Source organism: Sphingomonas sp. J344 (genome assembly GCF_024700005.1).
Taxonomy (GTDB): Bacteria; Pseudomonadota; Alphaproteobacteria; order Sphingomonadales; family Sphingomonadaceae; genus Sphingomonas.
The window spans coordinates 365,134-377,900 of sequence record NZ_JAJONB010000001.1; the positions used below are offsets into that span (position 1 = coordinate 365,134).

Here is a 12,767-nt window from a genome sequence, read left to right on the forward strand (position 1 = left end):
ACGGGTACTTACAGAGCCTCCAGCTTGAACGTCTCGGTGCTGCCCGACACCTGATTCTGTGCGGCACCCTCGGCCCGAGCGATGTAGCCCTTGGACTTTTCGACCTCGGTCGACAGCACGTTGACGGTGGTCTTCATATTGTCCAGCGCCTTGACCTTGAACGTGTCGATCGCGTCCATCGTGTCATAGATATTCTGGAACGCGCGCTGCAGCGTTTCGATCGGGATCGTCGCCGATGCCGCCTGCTCGTGGATGCGGCCGGTATTGTCCTTGAGCAGCTTGCCGGTCGAATCGATGATGTTCGCCGTGGTGGTGTTGAGCGCGGTGATCTGGTCGAGCACCAGCCGCTGGGCGGTCAGCGCCTGCGCCACGGTCACCGCGGTGCGCAGCGCTCCGACAGTGGTGGTGCTGGCGCGGTCGACGCCTTTCACCAGTTCGACATTGTTCTTCTTGACCAGATCGAGCGCGAGATAGCCCTGCACCGTCACCGCCATCTGGGTCAGCAGATCCTGGGTGCGCTGGCGGGTGTAGAACAGCGCAGTCTCGCGGATCGCCTTGGCCTTGGCCGGATCGCTGTGGTCCAGCTCATTGGCCTTGTCCTCCAGCCGCTGGTCCATCTCCTTCGAGATGTAGATCATCTGTTCGAGCCGACCCATCGCCGCCCAGAGGTTCTGCCGCTCCACGTCGATCGCGGCATTGTCCATCAACAGCTCGTCCTTGCCGGATTGCAGGCTCTTGAGGATTGCGGCGATGTGGCCCTGGCTCGACTTGTAGCTGTCGAAATAATTACGCAGCGAATTGCCGAACGGGATGATGCCGAACAGCTTCTTGCGCTGGGTCAGGTCGCCCTTCTTGCCCGGATCGAGGTCCTCCACCACGCGGCGCAGTTCGGCCAGATCCTTGCCGACCCCAACATCCTTGTCCATCGCGCGTACCGGGCGGTCGAGAAAGCGGTTGGACTGGCCCGCCGCGTCGCGAATCTCCTTCGATCCCATCGCCGTGATCGCGTCGACCCGCTTGCCGAACTCGGGCGAGTTGACGTCCTGCGCGACCAGATCGTCGATAAAGCTCTCGACCCGCGTCACCAGCTCGGACTTCTTGCCCTCGTCGACGGGCACGAGACCCGACATCTTCTCGACCGGACGCTCCTTCAGCGGCTCTGGCGCGGTCAGCACCAGATCGTCGGTCTTTTCGGCAGTCACAGTCTCGGTCGACATCCCATCCCTCCAGCGGTTCTGTCCTAGATGAACGGGAACCGCGTCACCTTCAAGTGTATCGCCAATATAATACACATGGATTAAGGTGCAACCGACTGCGATTGTCAGTGGTTGGGGTGTCGCGGCCTGTTAATATCTGCGCGGTACGGAGGAGTCATGGAACGCAGGCTCAGGATGATGATCGCCGGTTCGATCGCGGTGTGGGTGCCGGTGGCTTCGGCCGCCGATGCGCGCCCGGCGGCGGTCGATATGGGCAAAGTCTATCGCCTGAAGGCCCAGCCCGCGAAGGATGCGCCCCCCGCCATGGAGGATCATGCGCGCCAAAATCCGTCCTGAATTCCTGATCGCGACTTTTCTCACCGCGCTCATCATTCCCGCCTCGGCATCGCAAACCGACGGGTGGCAGCAAAGATATGGCCAGCGCGCCTGCAAGGGGGCCGCACTCGCGCCGCTCCGCGCAGAGCTGGCGCATAAATTCGCCGCGGTCATCGCACTCGGCAACCGTACCGCGACCTGGCAAGCACGCCACGAGCGCACGCTGCGCGAGATCCGCGCCGCATTGAACTACGATGGCAAGCCGATGGACGATGTCGAGCTGGAACAGACGTTCCGCGACGCCATCGCCGACTACGACAAGGCGCTGGCGCAGGCGCAGGGCGTGCGCACGATGATCAAGACGCCATCAGCGCGCAGCCAAACCTGCATGGCGAAATGGCTCGATCAGGGGTGCGGGGTGACCGCCTCGGGCATTCTGTGGCGCAAGGATGGCCACCCGGTGCACTGGCAGATGATGGACGGCGCATCGGGTGAGGATGGCATCGGCGCGGGCATTGTCCTGTGGGCCGAAAGCGGACACGGGACCGCCAAACTGATCGGATGGTCGTTCGACGGCGTCTCCTACGAACCGCCAAGGATGACGCAGGGCGGAATGATCTGGGTTCCCGGTCGAACGATGGGGACGGGCAATGGCAATGCCGACCTGTTGTTCAAATGGGATACGGACAGCAAGAGCTGGCACGACATCGAACTCGACAGCTGGCGCGATGCCTTGTCGACGAAGCTGCCGAAAGGGTTCGGCATCTGGAAGGGCGTCGACTATGATTTCGAGGGGATGGCGGCGACCAGCAAGCTGTGGCGCAATCGTGACGGCAATTGCTGTCCCAGCGGCGGCGAGGCACTGCTCGACTTCGCGATTACCGGACGCAGTCTGGTCCTGAAGAACGTTCGCGCCGACATTGTCGAGAAATGGGCACCGCATAAGCGGGACTGAAGCTCTTCCCGCGCCGCACAATTTCCGCTATGCGCCCGCCCGACCCGCGCTTCCGCGGCATCCAGGAACCGACATGAACCTCCGCAACGTGGCGATCATCGCCCACGTCGACCACGGCAAAACCACGCTCGTCGACCAGCTTTTCCGTCAATCCGGCACCTTCCGCGACAATCAGCGCGTCGAAGAGCGCGCGATGGATTCGAACGACCTGGAAAAGGAACGCGGAATCACGATTCTGGCCAAGCCAACCTCGGTCGACTGGTCGCCCGACGGCACGCCGGAAAACTCCGTCCGGATCAACATCGTCGACACGCCCGGTCACGCCGATTTCGGGGGTGAGGTCGAGCGCATCCTGTCGATGGTCGACGGCGTCGTCCTGCTGGTCGATTCGTCGGAAGGCGCGATGCCGCAGACCAAGTTCGTGACCGGCAAGGCGCTCGCGCTGGGCCTGCGTCCCATCGTCGTGGTCAACAAGGTCGACCGCCCCGACCAGCGCATTCAGGAAGTGCTGGATGAAGTGTTCGACCTGTTCGTCAGCCTCGACGCCAATGACGACCAGCTCGACTTCCCGGTCCTCTACGCATCGGGCCGCAACGGCTATGCCAGCGAAGACCCCGATCGGCGTGAGGGTACGCTCGCCCCGCTGTTCCAGAAGATCGTCGACCATGTACCGCCCCCCGCGCTGGACGTCGATGCGCCGTTCACCTTCCTCGTCACCCTGCTCGACCGCGACAATTTCCTCGGCCGCGTGCTGACCGGTCGCGTCACCAGCGGCAAGCTCAAGGTCAATCAGCCGATCCACGCGCTCGACATGGATGGCAACATCATCGAGACCGGCCGCGCGTCGAAGATCATGACCTTCCGCGGCCTCGACCGCGTGCCGACTGACGAGGCGCAGGCGGGCGACATCATCTCCCTCGCCGGTCTTGCCGTCGCGACGGTGTCGAACACCATCGCCGACACCTCGGTCAGCGTGCCGATCCAGGCGCAGCCGATCGATCCGCCGACGCTGTCGATGCGCTTTGCGGTCAATGATTCGCCGATGGCGGGGCGTGAAGGCAGCAAGGTGACCAGCCGCATGATCCGCGACCGCCTGTTCCGCGAAGCCGAATCGAACGTCGCGATCAAGGTGACCGAAGCCGCCGACAAGGACAGCTTCGAAGTCGCCGGCCGCGGCGAGCTTCAGCTGGGCGTGCTGATCGAAACGATGCGCCGCGAGGGCTTCGAGCTTGGCATTTCCCGCCCGCGCGTGCTGCTTCAGGAAGAAGACGGCCAGAAGATGGAGCCGTATGAGACGGTCATCATCGACGTGGACGAGGAATATTCGGGCACGGTCGTCGACAAGATGAACATCCGCAAGGCCGAGATGACCGACATGCGTCCCTCGGGCGGCGGCAAGTCCCGCATCACCTTCAGCGCGCCCAGCCGCGGCATGATCGGTTACCATGGCGAGTTCCTGTCGGACACGCGCGGCACCGGCATCATGAACCGGCTGTTCGAGAAATACGGCCCGTACAAGGGCACGATCGAAGGCCGCAAGAATGGCGTCCTCATCTCCAATGGCGCGGGCGAGGCCAACGCCTATTCGCTCAACACGCTGGAGGAGCGCGGCATCCTGTTCGTCGGCCACGGCGAAGCGCTGTACGAAGGCATGATCATCGGCGAGAACGCCAAGCCGGACGACCTTGAGGTCAATCCGATGAAGGCGAAGCAGCTGTCCAACGTCCGCTCGTCGGGCAAGGACGACGCGATCCGCCTGACCCCGCCCAAGAAGATGACGCTGGAACAGGCCATCGCCTATATCGATGACGACGAGATGGTCGAGGTGACCCCGAAGACCATCCGCCTGCGCAAGCGCCACCTGGACCCGCACGAGCGCAAGCGCGCGAGCCGCGCCAAGGCGGCGTGAGTGAATTCAGGCCAAGTTGAATGGGAAGGCGCCGGGGGAGACTCCGGTGCCTTTTGTGCGCAGCACCATCGACATCTTCGTCCACCTCAGCCGAACCGGAGGGCGGCGGCACGTCGCCGAAGTCTCGATGGGATCCGGCGCGGGCTTCGCCGCACTCTGAAGGCGGACGGACAGCAGAGTGGTGGCGGCGTTCACCGAGCAGCCGGTTGCTCAGCCCGGCGCGCGGATCGCTCTTGCCGTCCGGACTCGCCCCGGGGGAGTCGGAACCAAGCTGAAAACGCCGGATTTGCTCTTCCGGCCCCGTAACGGGCCGACAGTTTCAGGAGTATGTTCATGCGTTCCCTCAACCCCAAGACCCTTGCCATGACCGCATTGTTGGCGACCGTCGCCCCGGCCGGCCTGTCCGCACAGGAGGTCGCACCGGCGTCCGAGAATGAGGTCACGATCCAGAGCACGGCGTTGCCGCCGTTCGAGCAGCTGTCCGAGGGGCCCGAGGTTAGCGGGATGATCTCAGCGCGGCAGGGCGACCAGGTTCAGGTCACCACCGCCGATGGCACGCGAACGGTCGTCGCGGTGACCGGAGCGACCGATATCCGGGCAAGTGGCGGCTTTCTGGGCCTCAGCCGCAACAAGCTGGGGGCCGACGCGCTGCTCAACGGTCTGCCGGTTACGATCAAGACGCGGGACTGGAACGGCACATTGGTGGCGAGCCAGATCAAGCTGCAGACCAAAGACCTTAAGACCGCGTCGATGATTCGCAACGGCACCGACCAGCGCTTCGCTGAGCAGACCGCGGCGACCGAGGCGCTGAAGGGCCGCGTGGGCGATATCGACCAGTATAATGTGAAGGGCACGACCAACGTGAACTTCGAGACCGGCAAGGCGGTGCTGAGCGAACAGGCCAAGGCCGAGCTGTGCAGCGCGGCGAGCCAGGCCGGGTCGATGGAGAATGCGCTGTTGCTGGTGGTCGGATATACCGACGCGACCGGGCCGGAGGAGCTCAATCAGGAGCTGAGCGAAAAGCGCGCGGCACGGGTAGTGAACCATCTGCAACAGGCGTGCGGGTGGAAGCCCTATCGCATGCTGACCCCGACCGGCATGGCGGAGGCCGACCCGCTGGCCGACAATAGCACCGAGGAAGGCAAGGCGCAGAACCGCCGTGTGGCGGTGAACATCCTGGTCAGCAAGGCGGTTGACGGGATCTGATGCGATGGTGCCGGGGGAAACCCCGGTGCCGTTCTATTGCGCCAGCGGCAACAGGATCAGCGTGATCCGGTCATGGCCGACCGCGATGTCGAGCGTGTCGCCCGCGACGACGTCGATCGGCTGTGGAAAGCTGTGCAGGATCTGAAGCCAGCCGCCGTCGGCATAATGATCGGGGTGGTTGTCGAAGGTAATGCCAGGCCACAGGTCGATGTGCATCCACTGGACGATGCCGATCGCGCGGCCACTCGCGGTGACCGGAATGCTGAGGCGCGCGAGCACACCGTCATGTTTCGCCTGCGTCAGGTCGAGGCGGACCAGTTCATGGTCGTCGGACAGCCGGTCCCAGCCGGTCATCGTGCCATGGATCGGGAGGCGCTGCTGCGCCAGCGCGTTGAAGGGGGACAGATCGAACCCAGAGACATTGCCGACAAAGGCGTAGTCGGCCAGCGTTTCGCTCGCCACCAGACACCCCATGGCGCTCGCCGCGCGCGGGATGATGATCGCGTCCGGGGCGAGCAGGCGGCGGTGCGCGTCCTCGAACGTGTCGAGCACCTTTTCGGTGAGCAGGTCGCTGGAGAGAATTTCGGAGACCAGAATATCGGCGGGCGCGTCGAGGTCGGTACCAACGGCAAGGTCGGTCGAGGGTTTAGCGTGGACGGTGATGCGGTCGGCATAGCCGTTCCGCGCGACGATCTGCTGCGCCATTTCGGCGATCAGCGGCTCCATCTCGCACGCCACCACTTGTTGCGCGCCGGCGCGCGCGGCCATCAGCGACAACAGCCCGCTGCCCGCGCCGATGTCGAGCACGCGCGCCTGGGGCCCCCGCGCGGCAATCGCCGCCTTAATCGCGGCCTCGAACGCATCGTTGCGCGGCGCGTCGTTCATCATCGGGATGTGCCAGAAGGGCACCGACGCCGAGCCGAGCCGACGCAGCTGATGGTGAAGGTGAAGATTGCGGGGCTGGAGCGCCAGCGCGCGGCGAAAGCTCTGGACCGCCTGGAGATTGCGCCCGGCATCGGCAAGCACCACCGCGAGGTTGCCGATCGCGACGGGATTGTCGGGGTCGATCGCACAGGCGCGTTCGAGGCTTGCAATCGCGTCGTCGGTGCGACCGAGCTAGTGGAGCGTCAGCCCGCGCTCATGCAGCGCAACCGCGTGGAACGGGTCGAGCGCGAGCAGATCGTCCCACACCGCCAGCGCCTCTTCGGCGCGCGACAGGCGGCCGAGCAGCCCGGCGAGCAGCGGCAGCACGTCGGTGCGCCGATACCCTTGGGCGAGCACCTGAAGATAGCCTGCCTCCGCACCGGCGAGATTGCCCGCTTCATGCAGCTCCATCGCCGCGGCAAGCGCCGCACGGACGTCGCCCTGCATGTCCGGAGCAGGCAGATCGGTCGCCTCGAAACTGTCCGACTCACCCATCGAACAATCCGTCCTGCGACCCGGCGGGCGGGTTGAGGCCAAGATGCTTCCACCCCGCCGCATTGAGGCAGCGGCCGCGCGCGGTGCGGGCGATCAGGCCGATCTGGATGAGATAGGGCTCGATCACCTCCTCGACCGTATCGCGCGGCTCGGACAGGCCCGCCGCGAGCGTTTCCACCCCGACCGGCCCGCCGCGATAGATGTCGGCGATCATGGTGAGGTAGCGGCGGTCCATCGCGTCGAGGCCGAGCGCGTCGACCTCCAGCCGGTTGAGCGCGGCATCGGCAGCGCGGGCGTGGACCACCGCCTCCCCCGCTACATTGGCGAAGTCGCGCACGCGGCGCAGCAGGCGTCCGGCGATGCGCGGGGTGCCGCGCGACCGGCGCGCAATCTCCGCCGCGCCATCCTCGGCAATCGACAGGTCAAGCAGGTTGGCGGCGCGCGTGACGACGCGCGTCAGTTCCTCGACCGTATAGAATTGCAGGCGCACCGGAATGCCGAAGCGGTCGCGCAGCGGCGTGGTCAACAGCCCCTGTCGCGTGGTCGCGCCGACCAGGGTGAAGCGCGGCAGGTCGATCCGCACGCTGCGCGCCGACGGCCCCTCCCCGATCATCAGGTCGAGCGCGCGGTCCTCCATTGCGGGATAGAGCACCTCCTCGACTGCGGGGGCGAGGCGGTGAATCTCGTCGATGAACAGCACGTCGCCATCCTCGAGATTGGTGAGCAGCGCGGCAAGGTCGCCCGACTTGGCGATCACCGGGCCGGAGGTGGCGCGGAAGCCAACGCCCATCTCCTTGGCGATAATCTGCGCCAATGTGGTTTTGCCGAGGCCCGGCGGGCCGAAGAACAGCACATGATCGAGCGCATCGCCACGCTGCCGGGCGGCATCGATGAACACGCGCAGGTTATCGCGCGCGGCACGCTGGCCGACGAACTCGTCGAGCGACTTGGGCCGCAGCGCGGCGTCGATATCCTCCGGGCGACGCGAAGCGGTGAGGATGCGGTCGTCAGTCATGGCTGCCCTGTTCGCACAATCCGGCGTCATAGTTCCAACGTCCGCCGCGATCGAGGCAGGTATCGATCCGCGCCCATTCGCTGTGGAACAGGAAGTACCATCCTGCAGCGATTCCGACGACGACCGTCAACACGGCAATAGTCAGAGCTTTGCGACGCACACTCATGACTTCCTACCGTCATGCTGAACTTGTTTCAGCATCCACCATGCGGCGGGCGACTGTTCAGCGGTTCCAGCCCCAACCCGACCGCCAGATCCAGCCAGTCCGGGTTTTCGGATTCTATCAAATTGATCTTCCATGGCCGGTGCCAGCGCTTGAGCTGCTTTTCGCGCGCAATTGCCTCCGGCATCGTCGCGAAGAATTCGTATCGGACAAGCATGTGGACGTGGTTGCGCTCGGTGAATCCCGGGATTTCGCCGCTGCGATGCTGAACCAGCCGGGCGATCAGGTCGGAGGTCACGCCGACATAGATTGTGCCGTTCGGCTGGCTGGCCAGGATGTAGACGCAGGGTAGTTTGGGCATGGCTTCGCCCTTCGGAATGGAACCGTGGGGTCGTCGCTCGTGACGCGGTGGATGCTGAAACAAGTTCAGCATGACGGGAGGTGGGGACGGCGGCGCGCGTCACGTCGCCGCCTCCCGCTCAGGACTGTATTGGGGGATGATGCTCGCCACGGACGTTCCTTATCCGTTCGCTTGCGGCAAGCCAATCCCCCTCCCCGTCAGGTCGGTGCAGGACGCGCGGTCGTTGCGGCAAACGCTTCCCCTATCGCGGTGTAGAACCGCTTCGGCTGCGCGCTGGCGTCATAGGGACAGGGACGCAGCGGCTGGCCGTCGGGGCGCGGGGTGCCGAAATTCTGCAGCCAGCTATATTTGTCGTTCATGCCCCAGACGAGCACGTCCTTGAGCTGGGGGTAGCTGAACAACAGGTCGAGCCAGGCGCGGCCGTACACCGCGACATCCTCGTCCCGCTGCGCCACCGTGCCAGTGCGGTTGCGGTCGTTGACGTCGAATTCGGTGATGATCAGCTTGTACCCCAATGCCACGACCGCATCGAGGAAGGATCGCATCGCCGGGATCTGGGCATTGGCGATGTCCTGCGCCGTGCCGCTGGAGTAGAATCCGATATGCGACTGGATCCCCAGCGCATCGACCGGCACGCCGCGCGTGCGAAAGCCCTGAAGCAGCGCCAGCACACCGTTGCGGTGCGTGGTCGAGCCCCAGTCCATATAGTCATTATAGACCAGCTCCGCCGTCGGCAGCTCGGCGCGCGCGGTGCGGAAGGCGAGGTCGAGGATCGAGGTGTCGCCGCCCACCGCATTGTGGAGGATGTTTGTGCGGACATTGCCGGTCGCGGGATCGACCGCCTCGTTGATCACGTCCCAGCTCTTGATCCGGTTGCCGAAATGGCGCGCGGTGTTCTGGACATGCGTGCGCACCAGCCGCTCGGCGGTGGCGCGCGGGTCCGCACCCATCGGATAGCTGCGCAGCCAGGCGGGGAAGCGCTCCTGAATATACCACAGGAAACAATGGCCGCGCATCTCCATGCCCTTTGACTCGGCGTAAGCCAGCATCTGGTCGGCGCGGGTCCAGTCGTACACATTCTCCGCGCTCGACTGATACTCCCACTTCATCTCGTTCTCGGGGACGAGCACCTGGCAGTCGCGTTCGAGCAGTGCGGCATAAGACGGGTTGTTAAACGACCCGGCATCGGCACCGGGCGCGGCCCAGTTGAAGGTGGAGCCGAAGCGCATCCGCTTCGCCGCAGCGGCGGCGGCGAGGGTCGTGGTGGGAGTTGGCGTCGGTGTTGGCGTCGGGCTTGGGGTAACCGGCGGGGCGGGTGTCGGCGTCGGAGACGGGGTGGAAATGGTGCCGGTGCCCGGCCCTCCCCCGCTACATGCCGAAACGCCCAGCGCACCGGCAAGGGCAAGGGTTTCCCGTCGCGTCAGGGACCGCATCCTCTCTCTCCTTCTGGCGGCCCGTTGGGGGCTCGCAGGACCGGACTCGCGCCCGGCGAAAGATGGTAGCGCTATCAGAATGAAGCGCAACGGGAATCTGGTAGCGCTATCTTTATCCGTCAGCGCGAGTTCACTTCGCCGCCTTGCGCAGCGCCAGCCGTACCAGCGCGTCGAGCGTCGCGCCCGGCCCCAGCTCATCGCTCGCAGCATTCACCGCATTGCTCGCCTCGGCGGGCTTGAAGCCGAGGTTGAGCAGCGCCGACACCGCGTCGTTCGCCGCGCCGCTGGCCGGAGCCGCCGCCCCTGCCCCGCCGCCACCAACCGCCACGCCGCCAGCCTTGTCCTTCAGCTCGTTGACGATGCGCTGCGCCAGTTTCGGGCCAACGCCATTGGCGCGCGCCACCATCGCGGCGTCGGCGCGGGCGATGGCGGTCTGGACCTCTGCGGGCGACAGGATCGAGAGGATCGCGAGAGCGACCTTCGCCCCCACCCCCTGCACCCCGGTGAGCAGGCGGAACCAGTCGCGCTCCTCCGCGCTGGCAAAGCCCATCAGGCGGATCGAATCCTCGGACACCAGCATCTCGGTGTGGACGGTGACGAACTCGCCGACCGCGCCGAGCGCCGCGAGCGTCCTTGCCGACACGCCGACCAGATAGCCGATGCCGTTCACGTCGATCACCGCATGGTCGATGCCGGTGGCGGCGAGATGGCCGTTGAGATGCGCGATCATGGACGGGACATAAGCGGAACGGGTTAGGTGCGCAAAGCGAAAAGGTCAGGGAATCCGGCGCGCCGACGCCAGATGGTGCGCGTGGCAGATCGCGACCGCGAGCGCATCGGCGGCGTCGGGGCCGGCGATCTTTGCACCTGGAAGCAGACGGCCGATCATCGCATGGACCTGAACCTTCTCGGCGGTGCCGGTGCCGACCACGGCCTTCTTGACCAGCCGCGCGGCATATTCGCCGACATCGAGTCCCGCGCGCGCGACGGCGGCGATCGCGACGCCGCGCGCATGGGCGAGCTTGAGCGTCGATTGCGGGTTGGAGTTGACGAACACCTCCTCGACCGCCGCACCATCCGGGGCGTGGTCGGCGATCAGCGCGGCGAGCATCGCGTCGAGATGCGCGAGACGGCGCGCGAGCGGTGCCTTTGCATCGGTCTTGAGCTGGCCATTGGCAATGTGGCTGAGGCGGTTGCCCTCGGCGCGGATCAGCCCCCAGCCGGTCGTACCAAGGCCGGGATCGAGGCCGAGGATCACCTGTGACTGGCTCATTGGTCGCGGTTGTTTCGTGAACGGTAGGTAGGATTATCTATGGCGCGACCTGAACTCATAAACTTCCCCTAAGATAGTCCTGAGGACGGCACCAGCCTTCCCCGGATGTGCGATTCCCCGCGCGACCGGTTTCAGTTTCGGAGCATGAAAGCGGGTTTGCACCGTGTCCAATCTCGATCAGTTTTTTGCCGAACATCGCCGCCTGCGTGAGTGCAACGTGGAGATGGCGACGATTGCCAGGCAGTTCGATTCGCCGGGCGTCGAAGTGCTGAACGATGCGCGCTGGCGCTTTACCCGGACGCTGCTGCGGACGCTGACGCTCAAGGACCGGATGATCTACCCGCGGCTGCGGCTCCACGCCGACCCGGTGGCACGTGAAATCGCCGAACGCTTCGATAAATCGACCGCGGTCGATTATGAGCGGTTCGCGGCGCATACCAAGCGCTTCCCGCCCGATGTGGTGGTGCGCGACTGGCGCGCCTATGCGGTCGCGGTCCGGCTGCGCACCGCCGAGCTGGAAGACCGGATGGACCGCGAGGAGCGCGAGTTGTTCCCGCTGCTCGAGGATGCGCCGCGTATCGCGTCGGTATCGTTTTCACAGGGGACCAACTGGGCCGCCGACGCATGGCGCGTGCGGGCGCTGCTGGGCAAGGATACCGCGGACGACCGGGCGGCTTAGAAATTGATCCTCCCCCGCAAGGGGGAGGAATGGAACTTCACCCCAGCTTGGCCATCACCGCGTCCGAGACTTCGTAATTGCCCCAGACGGTCTGAACGTCGTCATCGTCGTCGAGCGCGTCGATCAGCTTGAATAGCGTCGCGGCATCGGCTTCGTCGACCTCGACCATGGTCTGCGGCTTCCAGGCGAGCTTGGCCCCCTCGGCCTCGCCCAGCACCGGCTCCAGCGCCTTGGCGACTTCGTGCAAATCGGCGTTGCTGGTCCAGATTTCGTGGCCGTCCTCGCTCGACGTCACGTCCTCGGCGCCGGCCTCCAGCGCCGCCTCGAACACCTTCTCGGCGTCGCCGACGCTGGCCGGATAGGTGATCAGGCCGACCCGGTCGAAGGCGTGGCTGACCGATCCGGACGCGCCGAGATTGCCGCCATTCTTGGACACCGCAGTGCGGACATTGGTGGCGGTACGGTTGCGGTTGTCGGACAGTGCCTCGATGATCAGGCTGACGCCGCCGGGGCCGAAGCCCTCATAGCGGATTTCCTCGTAATTCTCGCCGTCGCCCTTGCTGGCCTTGTCAATCGCGCGCTGGATATTGTCCTTGGGCATCGACTGCGCCTTGGCCGCATTCACCGCTGCGCGCAGGCGCGGGTTCATGTCGGGATCGGGCAGGCCCATCTTGGCCGCGACGGTGATTTCGCGGCTGAGCTTGCTGAACATGCCCGAGCGCTTCTTATCCTGCGCGCCCTTGCGGTGCATGATATTCTTGAACTTGGAATGGCCTGCCATGGGGTGTCTCTGTGGAAGATTGTGGCGGCGTCTCTAGGCGA

At 65.2% G+C, this 12,767-nt stretch carries 15 protein-coding genes and 1 pseudogene; 5 read left to right on the top strand and 11 right to left on the bottom strand.

The window, feature by feature from the left end; translation table 11 throughout:
• Positions 1-8: 8 nt before the first annotated feature.
• Entirely contained in the window at positions 9-1,217 is a 1,209-nt protein-coding gene (locus LRS12_RS01850) for a toxic anion resistance protein (protein WP_257843029.1), read from the bottom strand.
• A 156-nt stretch (positions 1,218-1,373) separates the two neighbouring features.
• On the opposite strand from LRS12_RS01850, the gene LRS12_RS01855 reads away from it, so the two are divergent.
• The 4 genes from LRS12_RS01855 (at position 1,374) to LRS12_RS01870 (ending at position 5,602) form a co-directional block, all read left to right on the top strand.
• On the top strand, positions 1,374-1,553 hold the full coding sequence (locus tag LRS12_RS01855) for a hypothetical protein (RefSeq protein WP_257843030.1): 180 nt from the start codon (positions 1,374-1,376) through the stop codon (positions 1,551-1,553).
• On the top strand, positions 1,531-2,487 hold the full coding sequence (locus tag LRS12_RS01860; protein WP_257843031.1) for a hypothetical protein: 957 nt from the start codon (positions 1,531-1,533) through the stop codon (positions 2,485-2,487). Before LRS12_RS01855 ends, LRS12_RS01860 begins: the two co-directional genes overlap by 23 nt.
• Before the next feature lie 73 nt (positions 2,488-2,560).
• The gene (gene typA, locus LRS12_RS01865; RefSeq protein ID WP_257843032.1) at positions 2,561-4,396 is read left to right on the top strand and encodes a translational GTPase TypA; all 1,836 of its coding nucleotides are present in this window, start codon (positions 2,561-2,563) and stop codon (positions 4,394-4,396) included.
• 327 nt (positions 4,397-4,723) lie between these two features.
• The gene (locus LRS12_RS01870; RefSeq protein WP_257843033.1) at positions 4,724-5,602 is read left to right on the top strand and encodes an OmpA family protein; all 879 of its coding nucleotides are present in this window, start codon (positions 4,724-4,726) and stop codon (positions 5,600-5,602) included.
• Positions 5,603-5,635: 33 nt separating this feature from the next.
• Here LRS12_RS01870 and LRS12_RS01875 read toward each other — a convergent pair whose 3' ends face one another.
• The 9 genes and pseudogenes from LRS12_RS01875 to ruvC all read right to left on the bottom strand — a co-directional run bounded on the left by LRS12_RS01875 (position 5,636) and on the right by ruvC (position 11,266).
• The gene (locus LRS12_RS01875) at positions 5,636-6,490 is read right to left on the bottom strand and encodes a 50S ribosomal protein L11 methyltransferase (RefSeq protein ID WP_374581227.1); all 855 of its coding nucleotides are present in this window, start codon (positions 6,488-6,490) and stop codon (positions 5,636-5,638) included.
• A gap of 54 nt (positions 6,491-6,544) precedes the next feature.
• A pseudogene (locus LRS12_RS20225) lies at positions 6,545-6,703 on the bottom strand (tetratricopeptide repeat protein); the annotation flags it as partial.
• A gap of 15 nt (positions 6,704-6,718) precedes the next feature.
• Positions 6,719-7,021 carry a hypothetical protein gene (locus tag LRS12_RS01880; RefSeq protein ID WP_257843036.1) on the bottom strand — a complete coding sequence of 101 codons (303 nt, stop codon included), beginning with the start codon at positions 7,019-7,021 and terminating at the stop codon, positions 6,719-6,721.
• Complete coding sequence (gene ruvB, locus LRS12_RS01885) at positions 7,014-8,036, bottom strand: Holliday junction branch migration DNA helicase RuvB (RefSeq protein WP_257843037.1); 1,023 nt, start codon at positions 8,034-8,036, stop codon at positions 7,014-7,016. The genes LRS12_RS01880 and ruvB overlap by 8 nt, the downstream gene beginning before the upstream one ends.
• Positions 8,029-8,196 (bottom strand): hypothetical protein, encoded by a 168-nt coding sequence (locus LRS12_RS01890; protein WP_257843038.1) that lies wholly within the window; start codon positions 8,194-8,196, stop codon positions 8,029-8,031. The genes ruvB and LRS12_RS01890 overlap by 8 nt, the downstream gene beginning before the upstream one ends.
• A gap of 34 nt (positions 8,197-8,230) precedes the next feature.
• A complete protein-coding gene (locus tag LRS12_RS01895; RefSeq protein ID WP_257843039.1) occupies positions 8,231-8,560 on the bottom strand; it encodes a GIY-YIG nuclease family protein in 330 nt (109 codons plus the stop codon).
• Positions 8,561-8,757: 197 nt separating this feature from the next.
• Complete coding sequence (locus tag LRS12_RS01900; RefSeq protein ID WP_257843040.1) at positions 8,758-9,993, bottom strand: endo-1,4-beta-xylanase; 1,236 nt, start codon at positions 9,991-9,993, stop codon at positions 8,758-8,760.
• Positions 9,994-10,123: 130 nt separating this feature from the next.
• Entirely contained in the window at positions 10,124-10,723 is a 600-nt protein-coding gene (gene ruvA / locus LRS12_RS01905; protein ID WP_257843042.1) for a Holliday junction branch migration protein RuvA, read from the bottom strand.
• A 45-nt stretch (positions 10,724-10,768) separates the two neighbouring features.
• Positions 10,769-11,266, bottom strand: coding sequence for a crossover junction endodeoxyribonuclease RuvC (ruvC, locus tag LRS12_RS01910; RefSeq protein WP_257843047.1), 498 nt, complete (start codon positions 11,264-11,266; stop codon positions 10,769-10,771).
• Between the two features lie 163 nt (positions 11,267-11,429).
• Here ruvC and LRS12_RS01915 point away from each other — a divergent pair, with 163 nt between their 5' ends.
• Positions 11,430-11,945 (top strand): hypothetical protein, encoded by a 516-nt coding sequence (locus LRS12_RS01915; protein ID WP_257843049.1) that lies wholly within the window; start codon positions 11,430-11,432, stop codon positions 11,943-11,945.
• 37 nt (positions 11,946-11,982) lie between these two features.
• Here the strand turns inward: LRS12_RS01915 and LRS12_RS01920 are convergent, their stop codons facing one another.
• A complete protein-coding gene (locus tag LRS12_RS01920) occupies positions 11,983-12,726 on the bottom strand; it encodes a YebC/PmpR family DNA-binding transcriptional regulator (protein ID WP_257843051.1) in 744 nt (247 codons plus the stop codon).
• Between the last annotated feature and the right edge of the window lie 41 nt (positions 12,727-12,767).

Bases quoted from the DNA above. Each gene is read 5' to 3' on its own strand.
- LRS12_RS01850 (WP_257843029.1), bottom strand. From the start codon at position 1,217: ATGTCGACCGAGACTGTGACTGCCGAAAAGACCGACGATCTGGTGCTG.
- LRS12_RS01855 (WP_257843030.1), top strand. From the start codon at position 1,374: ATGGAACGCAGGCTCAGGATGATGATCGCCGGTTCGATCGCGGTGTGG.
- LRS12_RS01860 (WP_257843031.1), top strand. From the start codon at position 1,531: ATGCGCGCCAAAATCCGTCCTGAATTCCTGATCGCGACTTTTCTCACC.
- typA (WP_257843032.1), top strand. From the start codon at position 2,561: ATGAACCTCCGCAACGTGGCGATCATCGCCCACGTCGACCACGGCAAA.
- LRS12_RS01870 (WP_257843033.1), top strand. From the start codon at position 4,724: ATGTTCATGCGTTCCCTCAACCCCAAGACCCTTGCCATGACCGCATTG.
- LRS12_RS01875 (WP_374581227.1), bottom strand. From the start codon at position 6,490: ATGATGAACGACGCGCCGCGCAACGATGCGTTCGAGGCCGCGATTAAG.
- LRS12_RS01880 (WP_257843036.1), bottom strand. From the start codon at position 7,021: ATGGGTGAGTCGGACAGTTTCGAGGCGACCGATCTGCCTGCTCCGGAC.
- ruvB (WP_257843037.1), bottom strand. From the start codon at position 8,036: ATGACTGACGACCGCATCCTCACCGCTTCGCGTCGCCCGGAGGATATC.
- LRS12_RS01895 (WP_257843039.1), bottom strand. From the start codon at position 8,560: ATGCCCAAACTACCCTGCGTCTACATCCTGGCCAGCCAGCCGAACGGC.
- LRS12_RS01900 (WP_257843040.1), bottom strand. From the start codon at position 9,993: ATGCGGTCCCTGACGCGACGGGAAACCCTTGCCCTTGCCGGTGCGCTG.
- ruvA (WP_257843042.1), bottom strand. From the start codon at position 10,723: ATGATCGCGCATCTCAACGGCCATCTCGCCGCCACCGGCATCGACCAT.
- ruvC (WP_257843047.1), bottom strand. From the start codon at position 11,266: ATGAGCCAGTCACAGGTGATCCTCGGCCTCGATCCCGGCCTTGGTACG.
- LRS12_RS01920 (WP_257843051.1), bottom strand. From the start codon at position 12,726: ATGGCAGGCCATTCCAAGTTCAAGAATATCATGCACCGCAAGGGCGCG.